We start from the raw sequence: 22,912 nt of genomic DNA on the forward strand, positions 1-22,912 counted from the left end.
GTCTTGTCCCGTTGCGACCGTATCGTTACGACCGGTCAGCCGATGCGTTAAAGTAGCGGCATGAAGGTACGTGACAGCGGCATGCCGGAGGAGACGTATTGGGAATCGCTGTTCGATATCCCCGCGATCCTCGCCTGGATGAACCTCGACCACAGGCACTCGGTCGCCGAGCTCGGATGCGGTTTTGGCACGTTCACCATTCCGATCGCCAAAGCGATCGACGGTGTGGTACACGCCTTCGATATCGACCCGGTGATGTTGGCTCGCACCAGCGAGCGAGCGGCGTCGCTTCGGGTCGAGTGCCGGGAGCGAGACGTGCTGGCTGACGGCTTCGGCGTCCGGGCGGACCGGGTGCTGTTGTTCAATATCCTGCACTGCGACCACCCGGTTCGACTGCTGAGGCTGGCGGCGGAGGCGTTGAACTTGGAGGGCCAGATTCACGTCATCCATTGGCAACACCGCGACACCCCCCGTGGCCCGGACTTATCGATACGCCCGGCGCCTCAACAGGTGATCGAATGGGCGAGCGAAGCGGGCCTGTCTCCCGTCGAAGAAGCGCGTGAACTGCCGCCGTGGCACTACGGAATCAAGCTGCGCAATCGTCCGATTTCCTTCTCTGTTGAGACCCCCTGATGCGTCATCGATCTATTGTGAGCATTCGGCTTGCCGCCCTCCTGCTGTTCTTGCTATCGCCGGCGACCCATGCCGAGCCGCCCGCCGCGCCGGGGCGCCGCCTGCTCGCGGCCGACTACAGCACGCGCCGCATTGCGATCATCGACGTCGACGGCGGCGTCGAATGGGAATACCCGATCGAGTCGATCCATGACTTGCAACGGCTCCCCAACGGCCACGTGCTGTTCCAGACAACTTGGACGCGGATCGTCGAGGTCGATCCCCTCAGTGGCGACGTGGTATGGGAGTACGACGCGGCCGAGGCGAACGGCAACCGCGGCAAGCGGGTCGAGGTCCACTCGTTCCAGCGACTGCCGAATGGCGACACGATGATCGCCGAGTCGGGACCGGGGCGGATCATCGAGGTGAACGCGGCCGGCGAGCTCCAGCGAGAGTTCGCCCTCAAGGTTGATCACCCCGATCCGCACCGCGACACGCGGCTGGTGCGCAAGCTCGCTAGCGGAAACTACTTGGTCGCACAGGAAGGGGACGGCGCGATCCGGGAGTACGACGGCGAAGGCAAGGTCGTTTGGGACTACGCCGTGCCGCTGTTTGGGAAGAAGCCGCGTGGCGGTCACGGCGCCGCGGCGTGGGGCAACGCCGTGTTCGCCGCCGAGCGACTCCCCAGCGGCAACACGCTCATCGCGACCGGCAACGGGCACAGCATTATCGAGGTGACGCCGCAGAAGGAGATCGTCTGGCGCCTGAAGCAGAACGACCTGCCGGGCGTCACGCTCGCCTGGGTGACCACGTTGCAGCCGCTTGCGAACGGCAACGTCATCGTCGGCAACTGCCACGCCGGCCCCGACAACCCGCAGATTCTCGAGGTCACGCGCGACAAACGAGTGGTTTGGCAATACAAGGACTTCGAGCGCTTCGGCGATGCGTTGTCGAACTCCGTTGTCGTTGTCTCGAAGGTCGATTAAGGCGGAGAACGAGCCGCACGCCCCTCTGCCGGGTTATCCTTGCGGAATTGCTTCGACTTCTCCAAACAAATCCGCTAAGACAAGAACAAATCACCCGCGACGAAGACTCCTTTGATCAAGCCACGGCCCGTCGCCGCCGGCGTCACAACGACGCCAGCGGCGGAGTCCCCCTCACGCTGTCGCCAAGGAGTTTCGCATGCCCCTCGTCCTCGATCGCACCGCGTCGCGGCGCAGCGTTTTTGATTCGGAGTCGGTCCGGCCGAGCTCACTCCGCCAGGACGACCCGCAATGGCAATCGCCCCGGCAAGAGCTCGATACGTTCGGCGCGTGGGCCAGTGAACCAATCTGGGCGCCGCCGCTAGACTCGGCCGAGACGCTCGCCGACGAGATGGTGAAGCTATCGAAGCCCTTCACCTCGATGGAGAAGCGCTGGGAGGCGGTGGTTCGCAAGCACAAGAACGAGTTCACCCAGGTCCGTGAAATCGATCTGCCGCGGGCCTCGATCCGGCTGCCGCAGGGCAAGTTCTTTGTCGCCGTCACCGAGCAGAAGAACTTCGACAAGATCACCGACACGATCCCCGATTCGGTGCAGACGCGGCTCGACGAGTTCCTCTATGAACATGGCGATAAGCCCGGTTTGCGGGTCTCGTACCTGAAGCCGCTGTGCGTCGAGGTGGGCGACGACTTGATCCTCACCTCGCGCGAGGACCTGATGGCGGTTGTCTCCAAGGTCCAGAACGAGATCTTCGCCGAGTACAAGCGCCGCGCTCCGTTCCGTCGGACGCAGGACGTGTTGAGGATCGCCGCCAACTATACGCTGGCGGCGCCGCGTTATCTGATGAACTTCTATGTCCGCCAACGGCAGCAAGCGATCGCGGCGTTCCAAGCGCGGCTAGAGTTCGAGCGCCGCAAGACGGCGATGGACGCCGTCAACATGCACCGCCGCTGCCGCACCAACGGCTGCACGTTCGACGAGATGCTCGCACTCACCAACCCGGTGCAGCAGGCCCGGGTCATCGAGAAGTACAGCATCGACAAGAAACTGTCGCAGGCGAAGCGCGACCAGCTGCTGCTGCTCGCCGCCGGATCGTCCCCGTGGTGGGCGACGCTCGCGATGGGCGCCTGGCACGCCTACAACCTCTACCAGTGGGGCATCGCCATTACGCCCGCAGTGGCGGCGTGCGACCCGGCGTTTGTGGCCGAGTTCCCCAGCCAACCCGGCGTGCTACACAAGATCGCCCATTTCGACGAGGTGGGCGGCGTGATGCACATCGAGCTGTAGGGCTTCGGACCCCTCTAGTACGTTGCACTCGATGAGCCCTCGGGAACTAGCCGTAGTTCCATGGAAAAGTTCACTAGTTTTTCATCGCCAATCCGCACGACGTTCTCACGCAGCGTCACAAACCTCATTGCCTCGAAGAGCGGCCTCGCACAGAGCGACGCCTCGACGTACACCAGCGGAAGCCCCTTCGCGACACAAGTCTCTATAGCACGTCGCACTAGAGCGCTAGCGATTCCGCGACGGCCGTGAGCTGGGTGCACGAAGAGGCAGTCGATGTGGCCATCGGGATCGAGTTCGAGAAAGCCAGCGACTTGGCCATCGACGACGTAGACCAGCGGTTGCTTTGTATCGCAACGCTGCCGCCAATGCTCCGGGTTCGGCTTGCGACCGGACCACGCCTCGCACTGCCGTGTCGTGTAACGCTGCGATGCAATCTCATGTATCGCGCGGGTAAAGACCTCGGCGATCGCCTCGTGGTCGCCGGGCTGGTAGGGCCGGATCATCAGAGTATCGCGGAACGTCTACGTGCTAAGGATGGTAAACCACCGCCGGCAGTACGATCACGGGAAGGTTGCTGTTCTTGGCGAAGGCCGCCGCCTTCGCTTCGGCTTCGGTCTGGCTCTCGCAGAACTGCTCGATCGTGATCGGCTTGCCGTCTTGGACGTAGACAAAGCCCTCTTGCTGCTTGACGGTGTCGCTCATTGCGGGACCTCCTGCTTGTGTTCCTGTGGGGACTTCCTCTCGCCTGACAGCGGCTCGACTCTCCAACGATACGCGGCCGACTCGCCCGGCGCCATGACCGTCAGGCGGCGATTCGCTAGGCTGTTCGGTGACGCCCCTTCCCGCCATCGACGCGTCCTCAACGCGTCTCCGACCGATGTCCACGCCGCCCGACAACCCCGCCGGCCCGCCGCCGCCAACGCCGTCCTACTCAGACGACTCGCGGGACGCACTGATTGATGCGATCCGCTCGGCGCCAGCGCGGTTGCAGGCGGCGGTCGCGGGGCTATCCGACGTGCAGCTAGACCAGCGCTACAAGAACTGGACGATCCGCCAGATCGTCCATCACCTCGCCGACAGCCACGCCCACATCTACATCCGCTTCAAGTGGACGCTCACCGAAGCGACGCCGACGATCAAGGCCTACGAAGAAGCCGACTGGGTCGAGCTCACCGACTCGAAACTCGGTGACACGGCGCCGGCGCTCGCGCTGCTGGAGGCGTTGCACGCCAAGTGGACGCAGCTCATGGAGACGATGGGCGAAGCCGACTTCGCCCGGGAGTTCCATCACCCGCAGTCGGGCAAGAACGTTAGCCTCTGGACGACGCTGAACTACTATCCTTGGCACGCGAAGCACCATACAGCGCAGGTCCAATGGCTACGTGATCAGCACGGTTGGTAAACCGATTCGTAGTGTCCGCTGAACGGACCGCACTATTGACTCTGCGTGTGGCTGACTCGGCTGTGTGGCGAGGGTTCTGCACAGCTAATCCTACCAACTCTTATAGCGTACTTCATATTGCCGTAGCGTCTCGCGCGGAGACGCGGAGACGCAGAGGGTAAGCAGCGAAGACTCACGCAAGGGCGCCAAGGCGCAAAGAACGTGTTGCTGTTTGATCGTTTGCGGCTGCGCTCATTTCTCAACGACTTTGTCTTCGCGTCTTGGCGGCTTTGCGCGAGTCTTGAAGGCATCCAGCTCTGCGTCTCTGCGCGAGACGTCCCCACGTTGCTCCGTGGATCAGAGCGAGGCTAGAAACGCTACGGCCAAGTGAAGCACTCTCTAAGGCTCTCTCACCGCAAACTCGTAGGACCCGCTGGCGACATCAACCACCACACGGCCATCGACAAGGCGGGCGTCGGTAATCTCTGCGACCTCGGCAACCGGTTTCCCCGATTCGGTGACGGCGGACTCATCGGCGGTTGGCAGGTGGGCCAGGGCTGTGGCGCCTGGCGGCACGACGATCCGCCAGCGGAGCGTATCACCGTCGCGGCGCCAATCGCTCTCGATCCTTCCGTAAGGCGATTGGAAACTTGCTCGCGCCCAGTCGAGACCTTCAACCATCTGCGGTCGCATCTGAATACGGCGAAAGCCCGGCGCCGAGGGGTCGGCGGCGATGCCCGCCAGGTCTTCGTAGAGCCACGTCACGAGGTCACCGATGAGCATGACGTGGTTGCCCGAGTTCATCGCCGGGTCCGCCGTATCGCCGTTCCAGAGCTCCCAGATGGTCGTGGCGCCCTGGTTCGCCATGTAACCCCAGCTTGGGTATTCCTCGCGCGACGCGATCGCGAACGCTAAATCGGAGCGTCCGTTATCGGTCAGCGTCCGACAGAGGAACTGCGCGCCGACGAGCCCCGTGGCAATCGCCCGACTGTCGCGTTCATCTACATGGCGGGCAAGTGTCGCGACGAGCGCTTCGGCTTCTCCCTGTGGCGCCAACCCAAAGGCCAGCGGCAAAACGCTCGATGTCTGCGTTCCGTTGCTGTATTGCGACGCCTTGCTGTCGTAGTAGGCACGATTAATGGCTTCCCCCAGCTCAGCCGCCATCCTATTGAATCGCACCACATCACGACTCCGCTCAAGCAGCCAAGCGTGATGCTCCATCAACTTCAGGTCGTAGTAGAAGAAGACAGACGCCAAGAACGTCGTGTCGGTGATCCGCGCGGGGTCGCGCGAGTGGATGAGCTCGGGCGATTCGGGCGGCACGCACCAGTCGCCGTACGAGTCGCGGGCGATCAGGCCGTCGTCACGCATATAACTCGCCATGTGGTCGATCCAGCGAGTGTTGCATTCGTACTGCTCGGCGATCGGGCGGAGATCACCGTACTGCTCGTAGAGGATGCCTGGCAATAGAACCGAGGTGCTCGGCCACACGACATTGTCGCTGTAACGCGGCCAGTGAACCGGGGCGATGTCGGGAAGGCTGCCGTTCTCTTTTTGCGAGTCGCGGATGTCGGCGAGCCACTTGCGATAGAACGCGGCGACGTCGTAGGCGTAGCTCTCGCTACGGGCCGTCTCAAGCCGGTCGCCGAGCCAACCCTGTCGCTCGTCGCGCTGCGGGCAGTCGGTCGGCACGGTGCGGTAATTGCCGCGGATGCCCCACACGGCGTTGCGGTAGACCTGATTGACGATTCCGTTCGCGCACTCGAACTCGCCGACGGGCTCCATGTCGTCGTGCACGACACGGCCCTCGATCGCGCTGAGTTCAGGACGGCCGGGATAGCCTGTCACCTCGACATAGCGAAAGCCGTGCAGCGTAAAACACGGCTCCCAGACCTCTTCGCCACCTCCGCGCAGGGTGTAGTCATCGGTCGCCTTGGCGCCGCGGAGGTTCTCGACGTACAGCTCGCCGTCAGCGGTGAGCCGTTCGGCATGTCGCAGTTGGACCCTCGTGCCCTCGGGCCCCGAGACGCGGAGACGCGCCCAGCCAACCATGTTCTGGCCAAGGTCGAAGACGTAAACGCCGGGCTTCGGCTCGGTCATCGCGATTGCGGGCAGGGTCTCGGTGACGCGCATCGGGGCGATCGGCTCGGCGACGACTCGTTTCGTCGGCGGATCGAGCCGCTGCGCGCTCGCCCACTCGCTGTCGTCGTAGCCGGCGTTTGACCAGTCGCCCAATTCGCGGCGGGCGTCGTAGCTCTCCCCGTCGTACTCGTTGTTGGCCCGGATCGGCCCTTCATCGGTCAGCCGCCAAGAATCATCGCTGGTGACGACGGTTGTCGTGCCATCGGGATGCTTGACGGTTAGGCGCAAGAGCAGCGTCGGCGAGCCGTAGTTCGGCATGCCGGCGTACACGTCGCTGCGTGGCGAGTAGAAGCGGCCGTTGCCGAGCGTGACGCCCAATGCGTTGTCGCCTTGTCTCAATGCGTCGGTCACGTCGCGCGTGATGTAATAGACTCGTTCGGGGTACTGCGACATCGCGGGGGACATCACCTGATCGCCGACGCGTTCGCCGTTGGCGAAGAGTTCGGAAAGGCCCAACCCGGCAAACGACACCGTCGCGCGGACGACGGGCTTACCGAGCTTGAATTCCTTCCGCAGATAGCGGGCCGGCAAGCGGCGTGACTCGGCGTATCGCACTTGCCCCCACGGCTCGGCGCCCACTTCGGCGAGCACTCTCGCTGCGGGCCAGGCGCCGTCGTCGAAGTCGAACCGCTCCCACCCGGCGACCTCTTCGTTGTGGGAACGCCAATCCCTATCGCTCGTCACCGTCACCTTCGATCCATCGGCGAGTTCGGCTTGTAACCAAGCAACCATGCCGGCAGGATTGGGGGCGTTACCACGATTCTCGGCGCGGGCGGCTATGACGTTACGACCCGCTCGCAAGAGGTGCGTGACGTCGAGTTCCTTCAACGAAGTATGCCCGCTGCGCGATCCCATCAAGCGGCCGTTGAGATAGATATCGACCTGATCATCAGCGGTGATACGGAATACCGCGCCGGTCACAATCGCCTGCGCGGGCAGCTCGAACGTACGGCGGAACCAGCGGTGGCCGAGCGGCGCCGACTTACGCGGGTCGCCTTCGTCAAACCAAATCCATTGGGCGTCGCTGAGGAATCTCTCTCGATCGGGGACCGGCTTACCAATCCACTGCGCCTCCCACGATTGGGCATTCCAACGCTGTTCACCGAGGACACCCATCAACCAGTCGGCGGGGTCGCTCCATGCGGACGGCTCGCCGGCGGCGTCCCAGACGCGGACCTTCCAATACAGCCGCTCATGGCTCCGCAGCAGGCGACCTCCGTAGAGAACCAGCACGCTATCATCGGATTCCACCTTCCCGCTATCCCATACGTCACCGGCGCCCGTAGCGAGCTTCTCAGCGGTCGTAGCGACGAGGACGCGATAGGCCGTCTGTTTGTCTCCGCGAGTCTTCGATCGGCACGTCCAACTGAGCCGTGGAGCCGGGGTGTCAATGCCGTGAGGGTTGTTTAGCTGCTCGCAGCGTAGAGTTTGAACCTCAATGGCCGTCGCCCCGACAGTAAGAGCAGCGACAACCGCGAGCGCAATCATGAGCGAGTAGCGTATTGGCATCGGAGGACTCCGCAGCAGAGAAGATTAGCCAACCATCAGCATAAACCCGGCGACTAGCGCCGCGACCATCACCCAGCCCGCCAAGAAGCCCACCACGGCGGTCGTCGACGGCGCCGGGATCTCGAGACCCCAACTCGTGACGAGCATGCGGCGGTTGGGCGGCGGAGCCCCGACCGGCAGCGTGCAGGGCGCCTCGACCACCTCGTCCTCTCGCACCGGCGTCCGCGTCAGGGTGTAGAAGCGATTGAGTTTCTCATCCGGGGTCGGCTCGGTGACAAGACTCACCAACACACAGGAGACGACGCCAACAACGAGGTAAGCGAGGATCAGCCATGCGTCGTTCACAGCAGCGTCCGCTTCACTCGGTTTGACAACGCCCCACTCAACAAGCGTTGGGGACCCCGCCATCCAAGTCGCTACGCTAGGCAGCGTCGCCAGTCGCCATGTCACGATGGCGCCGATGGCGCTCGCCCATGCCCCCGCCGGAGTCGCGCCTCGCCAGAAGAGACCGATCCAGAACGGTATACCCACCAGCGGCGCCACTTTGAACCAGATGTCGAGAGCCTCGACAACCGACGGCACCCAATAAGCAAACGCGACGCCGATCGCCACGACCCCGGCGGCGGAGATGCGGCCGACGTTCATGTAGTGGCGGTCGGGCCGGTCGGGCGCCAACGGGCGGTAGAGGTTCTGAGTAAACAGAGCCGACGCGCTAATCATGATTGCGTCGCACGAGCTCATGATCGACGCCAACAGGCAAGCCAGGAACACGCCGAGTAGCCCGGGAAAGACACTTGGCAAGAACGCCCGGGCGACTTCGCCATACAAGTGATCGGGCTTCACGGTGGAAAGTTCGACGCCGCGATTTAAGAGCCACGCGACAGCGGCGAGCGACGTCAGACTCCAGGCCATCGTACAAACGCGTTTGACGATGTTGCCGACCATGAAGCCGACGCGGCCGTCCATCTCGTTCCGGCCGGCGCCGCAGACGCCCATGATGAACGGCTGGGCCACGATGCCCACCAGCGCCTGGATGGAGTACATCGTGATGAAAAACAGTCCGATCGTCTGTGGGGCCACGAGCGACAACATTGCGGGGTCGTGGGCGGCGACCGTCTCGCGCATGCCGGCGATGCCGCCGGTGGCTTGTAGCACGAAGGGCAACAGCAGGAATGAAAACAGAATCGTCATCAGGCCTTGGACAAAGTCCGTCACAACCGCGGCGCCGAGCCCCCCTGCCATACCGTAGACAAGAAATAAGACCGTCGTGACAGCGATCGCCCAATTGGCGTCGATGACACCGCCCGTGCAGGAGTCGACCATCGCGCCGGCGCCCTTCAGCAACAAGCCGATCTTCACGGAAAGGCCAATGACTCCGACGATCGCGAAAAGGACGCCCACGCTGCGGTCGAAACGCAACTCGTACACATCGGCCGTCGTTGTCGCTCGCAAGCGGCGGAAGATAGGCGCCAGAAGCCAGTAGAACGGCGTCGCCGGAAGCCAAAGCCATTGCCACCAGATCGCGGAGAGGCCGTTGGTGATTGTCCTCGACGCCACCGACACCGCCTGATCGGAAGACGTGCCGGTTCCGAAGGCGAAAGTAATCATCATCGCCTTGCCGAAGCGCCGCGGCATGAAGAAGTCGCCTGACGACTTTACTTTCCGCGCCGTCCACATGCCGAGCGCCGTCACGCCGATTAGATAGATCGGCAGCATCGCCCAGTCGATCGATTGCATCCCCTCCATCGGTTCTTTCGACTACTCCTCAGCACCATCGGCGTACTGCTTGTAAGCCGCATCGAGTTGCGACTCGTTCAGCACCGTGCCACTATGGCAGAGCACCGCGTAACGTAGCCGTAGCGATTCGCCAGGCCGTACGACCGTGCGGCTAGGGTCGCCGCCCTTGAAGGCGGCGGTTGCAAAGGGATTGGCGCAGACGAAGCCGTAGTCGCGGGCATGCATCCGCGAAGGGCGGAAGTTGTCGGGGTGGCAGAAGATGGCAACGCCTGCGGGTTCGCCATCGATTTGGCCGCGGTAGTCGAGCCACTTGGCGGGCTGGCCCCAGATCTCTGTCGAACCGCGGCGGCCGCCATCGGCGACCATCTCTCCCGTTCCCGGAGGCGCTGGGTCGGGCCCGCTAAGTTCGACACGCAGGGGAGTGGCCAAGCGAACGCCGAAACCCATCTCCTCTTGATCTCCGAAGACGAATACCTCCTCCGAAGAAAAAGTCTCGTCATAGGTGACGAGCAATCCGCGTGGCGTGACTTCGAGCGTGTGACGAGCGTTGCTCTTGCAGATCAGCTTTCCGTCCGCGTCGAGATAGTGATTTTCGGCAATGAAACTCAGGGGTCCGTTGGGTTGCTGCGTTGCTCGGGCGATGAAAGCACCGTGAACAACTCTCGCTCTCAAACGCCAGTTGTCCGCGCCGTTGAGATCGCCGAACGCCAGCCAGACGCCGGGGTGGAACTCGGGATGGTCCATCCGATCGGCGTCGGCGAGCGGCGGATGATTCCGCGTCACCTGAACACCGGCCGGCGAACAGAGGTCACAGAAGTACGGCCGCGTGATCTTCGGATCGTCGTAGACGTATCGCGCGACCGCTGTTTTCTGCCAACTGACTCGCAACGCGCCATCCGCCTCTTCGACCGACCAGCCGCTCGCTGCGGAAGCCGATAGGGGCGCCGCGCTGAGAAGCGCGGTGAGCAGAATTAGAACTGACCACATCATGCGTTCTCCGGGATCGCCCAGTGGCCGTCCGCGCGGTAGCGGCGAGCCAGGAACTCCTTCGCCGGACTGTCGCCGACAATCGTCTCGTTCTGTGGATCGAAGTCGAACGACGCACCGGAGCGGATCGCGGCGTTCGCTAAGTGAATTGCAGCGACGCTGCGATGGGCGTCGATCATCGGCGCGTTAGGCTTCGCGGCTCCGCGGATGGCGGAAAGGAAGTTGTCGAAGTGGGCGAAGCCCCACTCACGACCGAAAGCGGCCTCTTCAATCTTTGCGTTCCGCGGCCCGAGGACCCGCAACTTGCCACGCTTGCTGAGGAACATCTGGCCCTCGGTCCCGTAGAACTCGACGCCCGAATCGCAGTTCATCGGGTAGTTGGTGGACCAGAGCCGCATCTCGAAGACGAGTTGCTTCGGCTTGCCGCCAGGGATGTCGTACTCCCAAGCACAGGTGGCGGTGTCGGGCCATTGCTGCTCATCGTCGTAGAAACTCTTGCCGCCAATCGCCATCACACGTGACGGCAGCGAATCGACGCCGAGTCCCCAGCGGGCGTAGTCGATCTCGTGGGCGCCGTCGTTGCCAATATCGCCCGTGCCAAAGTTGTGCCACCAGTGCCAATCGGAATGGAACCGGTTCGCCTGGTAGGGCGCCCACTCGGCGGGACCGACCCACAGGTCGTAATCGACGCCAGCCGGCGGCGACGTCGGCTTCTCATGCCCAATTGTGCCGCGTTGCTGGATGTTCCAGGCCTTGGCGACAAGGACCTCGCCGATCACGCCGTCACGAAGCTTGGCGATCGCCTCCTGCATGGCTGGCCGCGATCGCGACTGGGTGCCGTGTTGAACAACAAGGTTGCTGTTCTGAGCGGCGGTTAGCAGCAACTGGCTTTCACGGAAGTTGTGAGCGCACGGCTTCTCGACGTAGACGTGCTTCCCGGCGTCGAGCGCTAGCAGCGCCGCGGGCGTGTGCCAATGGTCAGGCGTAGCGATCACGACTGCTTCGATAGTCGGATCGTCGAGCAGCCGGCGCAAGTCGCTAACGGCGTCTTTCGACGCCACACCCGCGGCCCTTGCCGCCTCGCCGAGGCGCTTCGGATCGGGGTCGCAGACCGCTGAGACTTTGCCGTGAAAGGCCCGACCGCGGACGCCGCACCCGATCAGGCCGATACGCACCCGCTCAGCGGGACTCGCGCCCCACGATCGCTTGGCCGCGCCCGCGACCGCAGCGCCGCCAATGCCCATCAAGAAGGTTCGACGTGGAACATCCATCACGGTTTCATCCCTCGGGAAATCACCTCAAAGATCGCACAGTTGTCCGCGTCCGCCAGACCGGCGTGCTCTCCGGCTTCCAGTAGAGCGAGATGCGTCGCGGACATTGGTAGCTCCAACTCACGCCGCCGCGCCTCGGCGACGAAGATGCGGACGTCCTTAGCGTGCTGCGTGAGCTTCGCTTGCGTGGCGTAGTCGCGGGCGGCCATCTTGTCGCCCTTCGTGTCCATAACGCCCGAGTAGGAGTTGCTCTGTCGCAAGACCGCCAGTGTCTGCGCAAGGTCGAGTCCGAGTCTTTCAGCAAGCGCAAGCCCCTCGGCTAGGGCGGCGCGGTTGAGACCGAGAATCAAGTTATTAACGAGCTTGAAGCTCGCAGCGGCGCCCCACTCGCCGACATAGTGGGCCTGGGCGACCAGATCGGCTAACAGCGGGGCGGCGCAGTCGAAGTCGCGGTGTGGGCCCCCGACAAAGGCGACCGCCTCGCCGCGGCGGGTCTGTTCACTTGATGCGGCGATCGGGGTTTCTAGGTAGGCTGCTCCACGCTCGGCGAGCCAGCCACCGATTCGCCGAGCGTCCTCCACGCCGCCCGTCGTTGCGTCAACGATCAGTTGCCCCGCATGAACGCCCTCGGCCATTGCCTCGAATGTTTCGCGCACCACATCGGACGTGTAGAGGCAAACGACGACCTCGTCGCACTCTGCCAGTGGGTTGTTCGACCACACGGCGCCGCGTTCCAACAACGGTTCGGCCTTGTCGCGCGTGCGGTTCCAGCAACGCACGGGCCGTCCGGCGTCGAGCAGCCGTTCGCACAGGGCCGAGCCTAACAGGCCCAAGCCGACGACGCCGATCGGTGGTGGCGACGAAAGAGTCACCGGCGGGTTCCACGGAAACAGGAGGAGCAATCCCCTAGTTTCGCACAGGGAACGGCCGAGTCCCACCGCATTGGCGGAAAAGGGGGCCGGGGGACGTCAAGAGTCAGCACTTGGGGATCAGAGTTTCCTGAGGGGGACTCAAGGGGACTGAATTGGGACGGCAGGGATCTTTGGACGGTCGGGTTAAGTAAACTAGAGAGCCACAGCGATATTTCTCGCCTCGGAACCAGCCAACTTAGCAACGAGCGGCCCCCGATTTGCGTAGGGCGTCGTTGTCACTGGACGGGCGGGCTGGTAACCCTAGGGGACTGCGAGTCCCCGCTTTTCACCCGCTGCTTGTTTGGCGACCGACAGAAACGACATTGGCGAAACGTCCCCGCATCGCACTTGCTTTTCCCCGGGGGGCCCATCAAGAGGCCTTCATGCAGGGGGTATTCCGCTACGCCGCCGAGCACAATCTCGGCTGGTCCTACACGATCGCGCCGGAATCGCTGACACTCTCGGTCCTCGACCTCGTGGATTGGCCAGGTGACGGCGTCTTGGCGGCTCTTAACACGGCCGAGGAGGCCGAGCACGCCGCGGCAATGTCGATTCCTGTGGTGAACATCTCCAGCACGCTGGCGGAATCCCCTTCGCCACGTTCGATGGTTGACAACGTCGCGGTCGGGCGGATCGCGGCTGAGCACCTGTTGACGCGAGGCCTGCAGCAGTTCGCTTTCTACGGACTCCGCGATGTGGAGTACTCGAAAAGGCGTTGGATGGGCTTCAACCAGCGGCTGGCCCAGAACGGCTTCGAGCCACAGAAGCACCTGGCGACGCCCACCTTCGGCTTCATAGGCAAAGTCTGGATCAAGCAACATGAGGAATTGATCGCCTGGCTCGAGTCGCTTGAGAAGCCCGTGGGGGTGTTCGCCGTTTCCGACTACCGAGCGCGGCACGTGCTGGACGCGTGCGAGCAGGCGGGCATCCCCTCGCCGCAGCAGGTGGCGGTGCTCGGCGTTGATAACGAACAAGTGATTTGCGACCACGTCGTGCCCCGGCTCAGCAGCGTGGCCCGAAACGACACGCTCGAGGGCTACCGGGCCGCCGAGCTGTTGCACCGCTGCCTACGGGGCGAAGCCCCCGCCGACGCCGACGAACCCGTGCCGCCGCTTGAGGTCGTTTCCCGCGAGTCGACGGCGGCGTTTGCCGTCGCCGACACGCGACTGCGTCAGGCCCTGGAATACCTGCTCGACAACGTCACCGACCCGATCACGGTCGAAGAACTGGCGGAGCACGTCGATGTGTCGCGCCGCTGGCTGGAGTACGCGTTCCGCGACGCATTGGGAGAGACGCCGTACCAGTATCTGCAACGACAGCGGCTGCTGCTGGCGAAGCGGCTGCTCACCGAAGAGCCCGACGCGAAGGTCTATCGCATCGCCCAGCGAACCGGGTTCTCGTCCGTTAAGCAGCTGTCCGCGGCCTTCCAGCGGGCGTTCGGGGTGACACCAGGCGACTATCGCAAACTGCTCTAAAATTGTCGCAAATTGTTCTAGAACTGTTCATACACCTGCGTCTGTTTGCAAAGGGCGGTTGAAATCGCGCAGCCCTGCGGCGCTGTGGTCGACCGCGGCGGCCGGTTCGATAAGACTAAAGATTGGCACGCATCTGTCGGAACAGGCGTGCTCGCTGTCGGCGTCGCCGCGGCCCCTTATCGTTCATCTATTCCGCGATCGTATGGCTAGTTGCACATTGGCGAGTCGAATGAAACGGCTCGCTGGTCATACACTGCTGATGGCGCTCCCTGCTGTTTCGTTGGGACAAGCGCTGCCGGCGTTCCCGGGGGCCGACGGTGCGGCAGCGAACGTCAGCGGTGGTCGGGGCGGGCTGGTCTACCACGTCACCTTACTCGACCAGAACTACAGCGATAATCGGCCGGGGACGCTCCGCTACGGCCTGAACGACTCCAACTTCGGTAGCCAGCCGCGGACAATCGTCTTCGATGTCGCCGGGACGTTCTGGTTAGGGCGTTTCGGCGCCGACCAGGGCCACGATAACGGCTGGGACACGCAGTCACGCATCGGTCTTGGAAGCAATGTCACGATCGCCGGCCAGACCGCGCCGGGTCCGGTGTACATCATGGGGGGCGTCGTCAAAGCGGGCGGTAACAACACGATTCTCCGCAATGTCACCATCGCGCCGGGCTACGGCATGCGGAACTTCTCGAAGCCCGATGAAGGAATCGAACCCACGCCGGGCGACTTCCCCGACTCGTACGTCTACGATGCGATCGACATCAGCGGCACGGATCAGATGATCGACCACGTCACGACCGTCTACGCGACCGACGAGACGATCTCCGCCAACGAGCTGGCGAACAACGTCACGATCCAGTATTCGACGATGGCGCAGGCGCAAAACTATCCGCAAGCCGACGCCGAAGGGGGCGGCAGCTTCACTGGCCATGGCCTTGGCATGCTGCTGCAAGCCGGTAGCAATGCAAAGATCACCGTCGCCAACAACCTGCTCGCCCACATGAAGGCCCGGCTGCCGCGGGTCGGCAGCGAAGTGGGGTCGGGGCCGTTCAACGACTTCCGCAACAACGTCTTCTACAACTGGCTCGGCAGCACCACGCAGGCCGGCAGCGGGCAGCGCAGCTTCAACAACTTCATCGGCAACTTCTACCTCGCCGGCCCCGGCGGTGAAGACCCAATAGGCGGGTCGAATCCGGGCGTCACCAACCGCGCGGGCGGCACCGGCGTTGGTGGTGGCAACAGCACCAATCAGGTCTATCAGAACGGCAATCTCCGCGACATCAACAAAGATGGCGACGCCCTCGATGCGTCCGCCGCGACCCTCAGCTCGGCAAACGTTACTCAAGCGTATGACGTCAACATCGGTGTCACGACATCCGCAACGACCGCCTACAGCAACGTGCTCGACCATGTCGGCGCCAACTGGTGGAATCGCAGTCCCGTCGACACACGGCTGATCAATGAGGTCCGAACCGGCACGGGCAAGATCAAAGCCTGGGCGGACGACCCGTTCGATCCCGATCCGACCGAAGGGACCGAGTGGCGCGAGATGCTCTCGTATCGCGCTGACACGGGGACCGGCGCGGCGCCGTTCACGCGCGACACCAATTGGGATCAAGAGGCCGGTGGCGGCGACGGCATGCCGACTTGGTGGGAGCTTGAACACGGCCTCGACCCACTGGCAAGCGACAACAACGGCGACTTCGACAACGACGGCTACACGAACCTCGAAGAGTATCTCAACGATGTCGCCGCCTGGCCCGCACCGGCGCCGATCCAGTTCACAGGCGGAGTGAACAGCCGCTACGCGCAGATACAGAACTGGACGGTGTCGGGCGTCTCCTTGCCGATCCAAGGAAAAGGGACCGTTACCACAAGTTCTAATTGGCAGCCCTCGCACTACGACGTAGTCCAGATCAGTGGCCTGGCGGTCGTCGATTCCGTCGGCCAGAACGCCGGCGACATCACGGTCGGCGCGGCGGCGGCGGGGTCGCTGAGCGTGACGGACGGCTGGTTAAAGGTCGCCGAGGTGACGACGATCGGCCCGGCGGGCTCGCTTTCCGTCAGCGGCGGGGCGCTGCACACTCCGGGACTATCGAAGGACGCCAATGGCTCATTCTCACTGACCGGTGGAGAACTGCATGTCGATGCGGCGGACTTCGACCTCGTCGTCGATGACGGCACGCTGGCGCCCGGGGCGACCACGGGGGTTCTGCTCATTGCCGGCGGCCTCACTGTCAACGACGGCGCTATCCTCATCGATATCACGCCTCTCGACGGAGCAACGAGTATCCTCGCCCAACACTCGGTAACACTCGGCGGAGGCCTTGTCGTCGACCTCAATGGCTTCACGCCGACGCCGTCCGACACCTACACGATCATCGAAGCGGCCGCGGTGTCAGGGGCCTTCGACAATGCGATCGGTGACCGGATACCAGTTTCCGGGGGGAGCTTCTTGCTAACGATCGACGCCAACTCTGCAACGCTGAGCGATTACCTCGCCTCGCTGCCGGGAGACTTCAACTACGACGGCTCGGTTGACGCCGCCGACTACACCGTCTGGCGTGACGGATTGGGGACCATGTTTACCGCGGCGGACTACTCGATTTGGGCCAGCGCTTTTGGCAGCAGTAGGGGGTTGGCTGCGACTTCAAGCGTACCCGAGCCCTGCGGGTGGCTACTGGCATTCGCGACAGGGGCCGTTAGGCTACTTCCGGGTCGCCGCCGGTGAACCTCTCTTTTCCTTCAAACTAAGTTGTCGGTTGTGAACAAGGCCGCTGCCTCAACCCTCTTCGCCGGCGTTGTGATCGGGGCGTTTCTCGCCACGCTGGGGTACGCGTTCATTGAACGGTCGCAGAACTCCGCCGGCGGTTCGAGTGGCGGTCCGCTGGTGCTGACGCTCGGCCACGGGCTCGACCAGACGCACCCGGTCCACCGGGCGATCGTCGAGTTTGCCGATCGCCTGAAAGAGAAGTCGGGCGGCACGATGACGGTGCAGATCTCGCCCAACGGTCAGCTCGGATCGGAAGTCGAGTGCATCGAACTGCTGCAACGCGGCGCGCTCGCGATGACCAAGACCTCGACGGCGCCGCTCGAAGCGTTTATCCCTTCGATGTCGGTTTTCGGGGTGCCCTACGTGTTTCGGGATGAAACGCAGTTTTGGAAGACACTCGACGGGCCGATCGGCGAGGAACTGCTGCAAGCCGGCAGAGACAGCGGACTGCATGGCCTCTGCTGGTACGACGCCGGCGCGCGGAGCTTCTACACCAAATCAACAGCGATCCATTCGCCCGACGACCTCAAGGGACTCAAGCTCCGCGTCCAAGACAGCCGCACGGCGCTTGAGATGGTGACGGCGCTTGGCGGCTCGCCGACGCCGATGAACTTCGGCGAGCTCTACACGGGCCTTCAGCAGGGGCTCGTCGATGGCGCCGAGAACAACCCACCAAGCTTCGAGACCAGCCGGCACTTCGAGGTCTGCAAAGAGTACTCGCTCAACGAGCATTCGCTCGTGCCTGACGTATTGCTGATCAGCACCCGTTGGTGGGATCGGCTCTCCCCCGAGCAGCAAGCTTGGGTCGAACAGGCGGCCGAAGAGTCGTCTGTCTTCCAACGTCAGCTGTGGCGCGAGAAGACCGCCGAATCGCTAAAGATCGTCGAAGAGGCTGGGGTCAACGTCACGCGTCCCGACAAGGGGCCGTTCATCGAGCGGGTCCAGCCGATGCACGACGCGCTGAAGGGGACGGTCGTGGGCAATTTGATGGAACGGATCAAAGCCGAGGAGTAGGCGCCATGCAACAAGCTTTCTCAACGTCGTGCCGCGGACTGTGTCGGCTGCTGGAGTTTGCCCTCACGGCGATCGTCGCGGCTCTGGTGCTCATCGTTCTGTGGGGAGTGGCGACGCGGTTTCTGTTCGATGCGCCGAGCTGGTGGACCGAAGAGACCGCGCGGCTGCTGCTGATCTGGCTGACGATGCTCGGCGCCCCGGTCGCGTTGGCGCGACACGAGCACTTGGGGCTGGAAGTGTTCGTCGATACGCTCGACCCGGCAACGCGTCGGCGCGTCGCTCTCTTCAGTGAGATCGTCGTGCTCGTCTTCTCGCTGACCGTGCTTCTGATTGGGGGCGGCTACCTCGTCGCCGAGACGCTACGGGCTGGGCAGAATACCCCGGCGCTCAACATCCCGATGGGTTACGCCTATCTGGCGACACCGATCGGCGGGCTTGGCTTGGTGCTGGTTGGCGTCGATCGGCTGTGGCGCCTCCTAGCAACAGCCAGCGACTCTCAGCCGGAGGCGCCGCAACCGTAGTGGACCCGCAAGTCGCCATCCTGTTGGTGTCGTTTTTTGCCCTGCTCGTGTTCGGTACCCCGATCGCTGTTGCGATCGGCGTTTGCGCGGTGCTGACGCTGATCTCGATGGGAGACGGCCCGGCGTTCTACACGGTCGCCCAGCGGATGAGCACCGGCATCGCGAGCTTCCCGCTGCTGGCGATCCCGCTGTTCGTTCTCGCCGGTTTCCTCATGGGCGAGGGCGGCATGGCCCGACGGCTGGTGGGCTTGGCCTCGGCGATCGTTGGAAGGCGCCGCGCGGGGCTGGCCTATGTGAGCACCATCACTTGTATGCTCTTCGGCGCTATCTCCGGCTCTGCCGCGGCGGCGGTTTCGAGCGTCGGCGGCATGATGATCCCCGAGATGGCCCGCAAAGGCTACAGCCGGCCGCTCAGCGTCGCCATCGCGACGACGGCGGCGACAACGGGCCTCATTATCCCGCCGAGCAACATCATGATCGTCTACGCCCTCGTGGCGGGCGGTGTGTCGGTCGCGGCGATCTTCATGGCCGGCGTCCTTCCGGGAATTCTTGTCGGCTTGGCGATCATGATCGCTTGCCGCTTCATCTGCCCAGAGGAACTCGACGACGACTCGTGCGCCCAGCCTTCAATCCTGAAGACCGCGCTGGACGCGCTGCCGAGCCTGTTGCTGATCATCATCGTCCTAGGGGCGATCCTTGGTGGCGTGTGCTCGCCGACCGAGGCGGCCGCCGTGGCGGTGCTTTACGCGTTCCTGCTGTCGGTGCTGGTCTACCGAGAAATCCCGCTGCAGAACCTGCCGCGCATCTGCTTGCAGACGGGGATCACCACCTCGGTCATTTTTTTTCTGATCGCCGCCAGTCAGGCGATGAGCTGGGTGATGACGGCCGAGAATCTGCCGCAGACCGTTAGCGCGGCGCTGCTGGGGCTGTCCGAGAATCGTTGGGTGATCCTGATCATCATCAACCTCATCCTGCTGGTCGTGGGCGCCTTCATGGACATGACGCCCGCTGTGCTGATCTTCACGCCAATCTTCTTGCCGATCGCGGTCCAGCTCGGCATGCACCCGGTTCACTTCGGCGTGATGATGATCGCCAACCTTTGCATCGGCCTCTGCACCCCCCCGGTGGGGACGTGCCTGTTCATCGGCTGCGGCGTCGGCAAGACATCGATCTCGCAGATCGTACGGCCGTTGACGCCACTCATCTTGGCGATGATCGCCGCGGTCGCCGTGATCGCCGCCGTGCCCGACCTGTCGCTCTGGTTACCGCGGGCGATGGGGCTGCTCGAATGACGGCCAATCGGCCGAACGCACGACGAGCCAGTTGACCACCGGCAAGCCATCGCTGAGTCGCGCGGCAAGCGTCTGCGCCATCTGCTTCAAGTGATAAGACGGCACGCTACCGCGCAAGTAGACGACGTTCTCCTCGATCACCACGCTGATATCACTGAAGCCAGCCCCCCAATGGGTCAGCCGAAGCGATTCGAGGAGCGATCCTGAGGCGGCAAGTTGCGCAGCGGTCGATGATTGCAGCGTCTTGATTGTTGCAGGCGCGCAGAGAGTCTTTGTAACGGCCATCAAGCGGGGTCATCCTTGCAAGAATAGAAATACGCATCGATAGACCGAGCCGTGCTGGACCGCACTGGCTCAGGGCGATCGAACGTAAAGAGACAAGTTCAGCCTGCGGCACGGTGATGCAATTGCCGGGCCAAAGCCTGGAGAAGTTAAATCCTCGCTGTCACTCAGTGAGAGAGGCCGCGTGCTTGACGACCAGCACTGGGCAGTCGGCGCGCCGGACGATCTCCTCGGCGACACTTCCCATCAGCATCCGTGACAGGCCCGTTCGGCCGTGGGAGCCAACGACGATCATATCAACCCCCTCTTCCTCGGCGAAGCGAAGCACCTCTTCTGCGGGGTTTCCTTCGAGATCGTGGTGCTCACAGGTCACGCCGGCCACGGTCGGCTGTAGGCTGTTGAGTTTCTGTTGCCGCTCACGACGCTCGCGCAGCTCTACCTCTTCGGAGATGGCGTAACCGTACGGCGCTGTGGTGGCGAAAGCGTCCGCGTGTGACACGCCAACGTGCACGATGTGCAGCACCGCTCCAGAATCCGAAGCAAGCGACGAGGCGAAGCCGAGGGCGGAGTCGCTGGCGGGAGAGAAGTCGGTCGCGTAAAGGATCTTTTCCGCGGTCATGAGGAGCCCCCTGGCGCTGAGCGCCGGTTCGAGATGACGAGTAGGCTCCTCGTTGATCGCGCCGCCACGGGACAGGTCTCTGCCGCTCTTGTAGAAGCGATGACGCCCAGGAGCCGCTCACCCCATTATTCGCTTGGCGGTGACCGTAGTCACTCCGATTTGTACGAACGCGGCGAAACGACGCAGGGGGCTCAATCATCGCTGCGTTCTTTTCGCGGCGGGCGTGACACTTCGGATGGTGCGGCTGGAGGCTCTTGGTAGTTCAGTAGATAACGCGTCCGCGCTTCGGAAAACCCTCGCAGCGAGACGCCGCCTCGGCCCTTCCCTTCGAGGCCTGTTTTCGGCTTCACCGCATCGGAGGAGGTCGCGGCAAGAAAGGCTTCCGTCGAAGTGAGCTTGCGCGTGTCGCGCTCGACCGTGGTGTGTATCAGTTCGCGATACTTGTGCACCTGCGGGCCGAGATGGTCCCATGCCAGCGAATCGCCTGCGATCTGCTGGACGTACTCCAAGTAACGCTCCTTCAGCGCAGGGACTGCCAGCAGTCGGCTGCGTAAGGGCGTGCGGTCGTTATCGAGGCCGACGAACGGGTCGAGATCGACGCTACCATGGTTTGGAGGGCCGAAGCCGTGACCGCCACGACCACCGCGTCGCCCTTCGCCCGACCGATTGCTACGCTCAGCCCGACGGTCCAACGCGTCATCCGGCGGACCAAAACCCGGCGGCGGCCCAAAGCCTTCCGGTGGCCGACCGCGTCCGAAGCCACGAGGTCCCCCAAATCCGGGTGGCCCGCCGGCGCCGTGGAAGGCTTCGTTCATGTCGTGCGGGATGAGGTGGAAGACGCCCTCACCGTCGCGGAAGAGGTAGTAATCGCTCGCGCGAGTCCAATAGCCATCGCTGTTCACTAGCGCCACGTCGAGAGCGAGGAAACGCAAGGCGCCGTCAATATCGAGGATCGGCGCTAGCTCTTCCTCCAAGCGGTCGAGCGGCGTCTCGTTGAGCACACGGCACAGCTCTACCAGCGCCCGCCACGCCTTCTTGCCGTCGCTGGACTTCATCTCGTAGCGCGACTTGTACTCGTCGAGGTCGTCGCCGAGATACCGCAAGCCCCCGTCAGCGCCGGGACTCCCGGGGACCTTCCATCGGGTTCCCTTGGACGAGCCATAACTTTCCTTGAGAAAGACTTTGTCGAACTGCTGCACGTTGGTGTAGAGGCCCCAGCTCTCGCCGTTGATGACGACCTCGACAAAGTTCGCTTTCGGCGCGGGGGTGTATTGGTTGGCGATCTCGGAGTAGAGCACCGTGCTCATCATCGAAGCGTCGCCATTGCCGTTGAGCAGGTTGAGTGTCTTGTACCCGTAAAGACGCTGGCCCGAGTCAACCAGATCGAGCGAGACATTCAGCGAGCGTTTAAAGCTCCTTGGAACCATCATGTAGGACGACATCCCGCGGAAGCGGACGCCGACGCCGGAATACTCCACGCCGTCAACGGTCAGCGTCGCCGGGACTTCGACATCCGTCTCCTTGAACGCCTCGAGCTCGGTCTCCCAGTTGTCCGACTCGAAATCGATGAAGACAGTTCGCAGAACGTCCGTGTCGTAGAGCGGCGCGTCGGCGTAGGGGACGACCTCGCCAGCGTCGATCGGCGGACCGGGTTCAGGGGGCGTCCGGTCACCGCCACCTCCGAAGCCGCCCGGCAGGCCGAAGCCCCCCGGCGGGCCAAACCCACCCGGGCCGCGCCCACCACGCCGTTCACGTTGCGGACGATCGGCGAGTGCTTTGCGGGCGGCTGCGCGTTCGTCGGAGTTGAGCCAACCGTCGTCGTTGTCGTCGAACTCCTCGACAAGCTTGGCCTTCTCACGGCTGGGACCCCCTGGAGGCCCGCCGCCAAAGCCGTCGGGCGGTTGGGCGATGAGCGGCGCCAGCAGGAGAGCGAAGGTAGCGGCCGTTGCGCAGTGAAGAGCGGACTTCATGCGAAGTGCTGGGGTGGTTAGGGAGGTCCAGGACAGGCGTCTGGATTCCCTAACCCGTGGCCCCTGCGAGGGCGCCGCGGAAAAATTGGAGAGGGGGCGAAGCGGTTTGTGGCGCCGCCGCTGGCTTCCGCCCGCGGCTGGGGTCTTT

The 22,912-nt window shown here is 63.5% G+C and carries 19 protein-coding genes; 9 read left to right on the forward strand and 10 right to left on the reverse strand.

All coding sequences use genetic code 11. From position 1 onward, the window contains the following. The first annotated feature begins 60 nt into the window (after window positions 1-60). The 3 genes from Spa11_RS12910 to Spa11_RS12920 all read left to right on the forward strand — a co-directional run bounded on the left by Spa11_RS12910 (window position 61) and on the right by Spa11_RS12920 (window position 2,880). Window positions 61-633: a class I SAM-dependent methyltransferase gene (locus tag Spa11_RS12910; protein WP_145112864.1), complete on the forward strand. Its 573-nt coding sequence runs from the start codon at window positions 61-63 to the stop codon at window positions 631-633. Continuing rightward, complete coding sequence (locus tag Spa11_RS12915) at window positions 633-1,598, forward strand: beta-propeller domain-containing protein (RefSeq protein ID WP_145112866.1); 966 nt, start codon at window positions 633-635, stop codon at window positions 1,596-1,598. The genes Spa11_RS12910 and Spa11_RS12915 overlap by 1 nt, the downstream gene beginning before the upstream one ends. 196 nt (window positions 1,599-1,794) lie before the next feature. Then, window positions 1,795-2,880 (forward strand): hypothetical protein, encoded by a 1,086-nt coding sequence (locus Spa11_RS12920; RefSeq protein ID WP_145112868.1) that lies wholly within the window; start codon window positions 1,795-1,797, stop codon window positions 2,878-2,880. 14 nt (window positions 2,881-2,894) lie between these two features. On the opposite strand, the gene Spa11_RS12925 is transcribed toward Spa11_RS12920, so the two are convergent. Further along, window positions 2,895-3,383: a GNAT family N-acetyltransferase gene (locus Spa11_RS12925; RefSeq protein ID WP_145112870.1), complete on the reverse strand. Its 489-nt coding sequence runs from the start codon at window positions 3,381-3,383 to the stop codon at window positions 2,895-2,897. A 25-nt stretch (window positions 3,384-3,408) separates the two neighbouring features. After that, complete coding sequence (locus Spa11_RS22970) at window positions 3,409-3,582, reverse strand: hypothetical protein (protein WP_197529370.1); 174 nt, start codon at window positions 3,580-3,582, stop codon at window positions 3,409-3,411. 175 nt (window positions 3,583-3,757) lie between these two features. Here Spa11_RS22970 and Spa11_RS12930 point away from each other — a divergent pair, with 175 nt between their 5' ends. After that, window positions 3,758-4,282 (forward strand): YfiT family bacillithiol transferase, encoded by a 525-nt coding sequence (locus Spa11_RS12930; RefSeq protein ID WP_145112872.1) that lies wholly within the window; start codon window positions 3,758-3,760, stop codon window positions 4,280-4,282. Window positions 4,283-4,660: 378 nt separating this feature from the next. On the opposite strand, the gene Spa11_RS12935 is transcribed toward Spa11_RS12930, so the two are convergent. Genes Spa11_RS12935 through Spa11_RS12955 form a run of 5 tightly spaced genes read right to left on the reverse strand, consistent with a single transcriptional unit; the run spans window position 4,661 to window position 12,809 of the window. Then, window positions 4,661-7,912 (reverse strand): family 78 glycoside hydrolase catalytic domain, encoded by a 3,252-nt coding sequence (locus Spa11_RS12935; RefSeq protein ID WP_145112874.1) that lies wholly within the window; start codon window positions 7,910-7,912, stop codon window positions 4,661-4,663. Window positions 7,913-7,936: 24 nt separating this feature from the next. Continuing rightward, window positions 7,937-9,649, reverse strand: coding sequence for a sodium:solute symporter family protein (locus tag Spa11_RS12940; RefSeq protein WP_197529371.1), 1,713 nt, complete (start codon window positions 9,647-9,649; stop codon window positions 7,937-7,939). A 21-nt stretch (window positions 9,650-9,670) separates the two neighbouring features. Next, window positions 9,671-10,639 carry a DUF6807 family protein gene (locus Spa11_RS12945; RefSeq protein WP_145112878.1) on the reverse strand — a complete coding sequence of 323 codons (969 nt, stop codon included), beginning with the start codon at window positions 10,637-10,639 and terminating at the stop codon, window positions 9,671-9,673. Beyond that, window positions 10,636-11,907, reverse strand: a complete 1,272-nt coding sequence (locus tag Spa11_RS12950) for a Gfo/Idh/MocA family protein (protein WP_145117005.1) — start codon at window positions 11,905-11,907, stop codon at window positions 10,636-10,638. Before Spa11_RS12950 ends, Spa11_RS12945 begins: the two co-directional genes overlap by 4 nt. Beyond that, the gene (locus tag Spa11_RS12955; protein ID WP_197529373.1) at window positions 11,907-12,809 is read right to left on the reverse strand and encodes an NAD(P)-dependent oxidoreductase; all 903 of its coding nucleotides are present in this window, start codon (window positions 12,807-12,809) and stop codon (window positions 11,907-11,909) included. The genes Spa11_RS12950 and Spa11_RS12955 overlap by 1 nt, the downstream gene beginning before the upstream one ends. Before the next feature lie 392 nt (window positions 12,810-13,201). Here Spa11_RS12955 and Spa11_RS12960 point away from each other — a divergent pair, with 392 nt between their 5' ends. From Spa11_RS12960 to Spa11_RS12980, 5 genes are all read left to right on the forward strand, one after another. Continuing rightward, on the forward strand, window positions 13,202-14,293 hold the full coding sequence (locus Spa11_RS12960; protein ID WP_145112882.1) for an AraC family transcriptional regulator: 1,092 nt from the start codon (window positions 13,202-13,204) through the stop codon (window positions 14,291-14,293). A 229-nt stretch (window positions 14,294-14,522) separates the two neighbouring features. Then, the gene (locus Spa11_RS12965) at window positions 14,523-17,024 is read left to right on the forward strand and encodes a hypothetical protein (protein WP_145112884.1); all 2,502 of its coding nucleotides are present in this window, start codon (window positions 14,523-14,525) and stop codon (window positions 17,022-17,024) included. Between the two features lie 33 nt (window positions 17,025-17,057). Next, window positions 17,058-18,080 (forward strand): TRAP transporter substrate-binding protein, encoded by a 1,023-nt coding sequence (locus Spa11_RS12970; RefSeq protein WP_145112886.1) that lies wholly within the window; start codon window positions 17,058-17,060, stop codon window positions 18,078-18,080. 5 nt (window positions 18,081-18,085) lie between these two features. Beyond that, window positions 18,086-18,601 (forward strand): TRAP transporter small permease, encoded by a 516-nt coding sequence (locus tag Spa11_RS12975; RefSeq protein ID WP_145112888.1) that lies wholly within the window; start codon window positions 18,086-18,088, stop codon window positions 18,599-18,601. After that, the gene (locus Spa11_RS12980) at window positions 18,601-19,893 is read left to right on the forward strand and encodes a TRAP transporter large permease (RefSeq protein ID WP_145112890.1); all 1,293 of its coding nucleotides are present in this window, start codon (window positions 18,601-18,603) and stop codon (window positions 19,891-19,893) included. The genes Spa11_RS12975 and Spa11_RS12980 overlap by 1 nt, the downstream gene beginning before the upstream one ends. Here the strand turns inward: Spa11_RS12980 and Spa11_RS12985 are convergent. The 3 genes from Spa11_RS12985 to Spa11_RS12995 all read right to left on the reverse strand — a co-directional run bounded on the left by Spa11_RS12985 (window position 19,864) and on the right by Spa11_RS12995 (window position 22,764). Then, window positions 19,864-20,178 (reverse strand): BON domain-containing protein, encoded by a 315-nt coding sequence (locus Spa11_RS12985; RefSeq protein WP_145112892.1) that lies wholly within the window; start codon window positions 20,176-20,178, stop codon window positions 19,864-19,866. The two genes, Spa11_RS12980 and Spa11_RS12985, sit on opposite strands and share 30 nt — an antisense overlap. 160 nt (window positions 20,179-20,338) lie before the next feature. Further along, window positions 20,339-20,794, reverse strand: coding sequence for a universal stress protein (locus Spa11_RS12990; RefSeq protein ID WP_145112894.1), 456 nt, complete (start codon window positions 20,792-20,794; stop codon window positions 20,339-20,341). Window positions 20,795-20,985: 191 nt separating this feature from the next. Continuing rightward, window positions 20,986-22,764 (reverse strand): CotH kinase family protein, encoded by a 1,779-nt coding sequence (locus tag Spa11_RS12995; RefSeq protein WP_145112896.1) that lies wholly within the window; start codon window positions 22,762-22,764, stop codon window positions 20,986-20,988. Window positions 22,765-22,912 lie beyond the last annotated feature (148 nt).

Source organism: Botrimarina mediterranea, from assembly GCF_007753265.1.
Taxonomy (GTDB): Bacteria; Planctomycetota; Planctomycetia; order Pirellulales; family Lacipirellulaceae; genus Botrimarina; species Botrimarina mediterranea.

Coding starts and splice junctions, on each gene's coding strand:
- Spa11_RS12915 (WP_145112866.1), top strand. CDS start 633: ATGCGTCATCGATCTATTGTGAGCATTCGGCTTGCCGCCCTCCTGCTG.
- Spa11_RS12935 (WP_145112874.1), bottom strand. CDS start 7,912: ATGCCAATACGCTACTCGCTCATGATTGCGCTCGCGGTTGTCGCTGCT.
- Spa11_RS12940 (WP_197529371.1), bottom strand. CDS start 9,649: ATGCAATCGATCGACTGGGCGATGCTGCCGATCTATCTAATCGGCGTG.
- Spa11_RS12985 (WP_145112892.1), bottom strand. CDS start 20,178: ATGGCCGTTACAAAGACTCTCTGCGCGCCTGCAACAATCAAGACGCTG.
- Spa11_RS12920 (WP_145112868.1), top strand. CDS start 1,795: ATGCCCCTCGTCCTCGATCGCACCGCGTCGCGGCGCAGCGTTTTTGAT.
- Spa11_RS12945 (WP_145112878.1), bottom strand. CDS start 10,639: ATGATGTGGTCAGTTCTAATTCTGCTCACCGCGCTTCTCAGCGCGGCG.
- Spa11_RS12990 (WP_145112894.1), bottom strand. CDS start 20,794: ATGACCGCGGAAAAGATCCTTTACGCGACCGACTTCTCTCCCGCCAGC.
- Spa11_RS12925 (WP_145112870.1), bottom strand. CDS start 3,383: ATGATCCGGCCCTACCAGCCCGGCGACCACGAGGCGATCGCCGAGGTC.
- Spa11_RS12965 (WP_145112884.1), top strand. CDS start 14,523: ATGAAACGGCTCGCTGGTCATACACTGCTGATGGCGCTCCCTGCTGTT.
- Spa11_RS12950 (WP_145117005.1), bottom strand. CDS start 11,907: ATGGATGTTCCACGTCGAACCTTCTTGATGGGCATTGGCGGCGCTGCG.
- Spa11_RS12930 (WP_145112872.1), top strand. CDS start 3,758: ATGTCCACGCCGCCCGACAACCCCGCCGGCCCGCCGCCGCCAACGCCG.
- Spa11_RS12995 (WP_145112896.1), bottom strand. CDS start 22,764: ATGAAGTCCGCTCTTCACTGCGCAACGGCCGCTACCTTCGCTCTCCTG.
- Spa11_RS22970 (WP_197529370.1), bottom strand. CDS start 3,582: ATGAGCGACACCGTCAAGCAGCAAGAGGGCTTTGTCTACGTCCAAGAC.
- Spa11_RS12910 (WP_145112864.1), top strand. CDS start 61: ATGAAGGTACGTGACAGCGGCATGCCGGAGGAGACGTATTGGGAATCG.
- Spa11_RS12975 (WP_145112888.1), top strand. CDS start 18,086: ATGCAACAAGCTTTCTCAACGTCGTGCCGCGGACTGTGTCGGCTGCTG.
- Spa11_RS12960 (WP_145112882.1), top strand. CDS start 13,202: ATGCAGGGGGTATTCCGCTACGCCGCCGAGCACAATCTCGGCTGGTCC.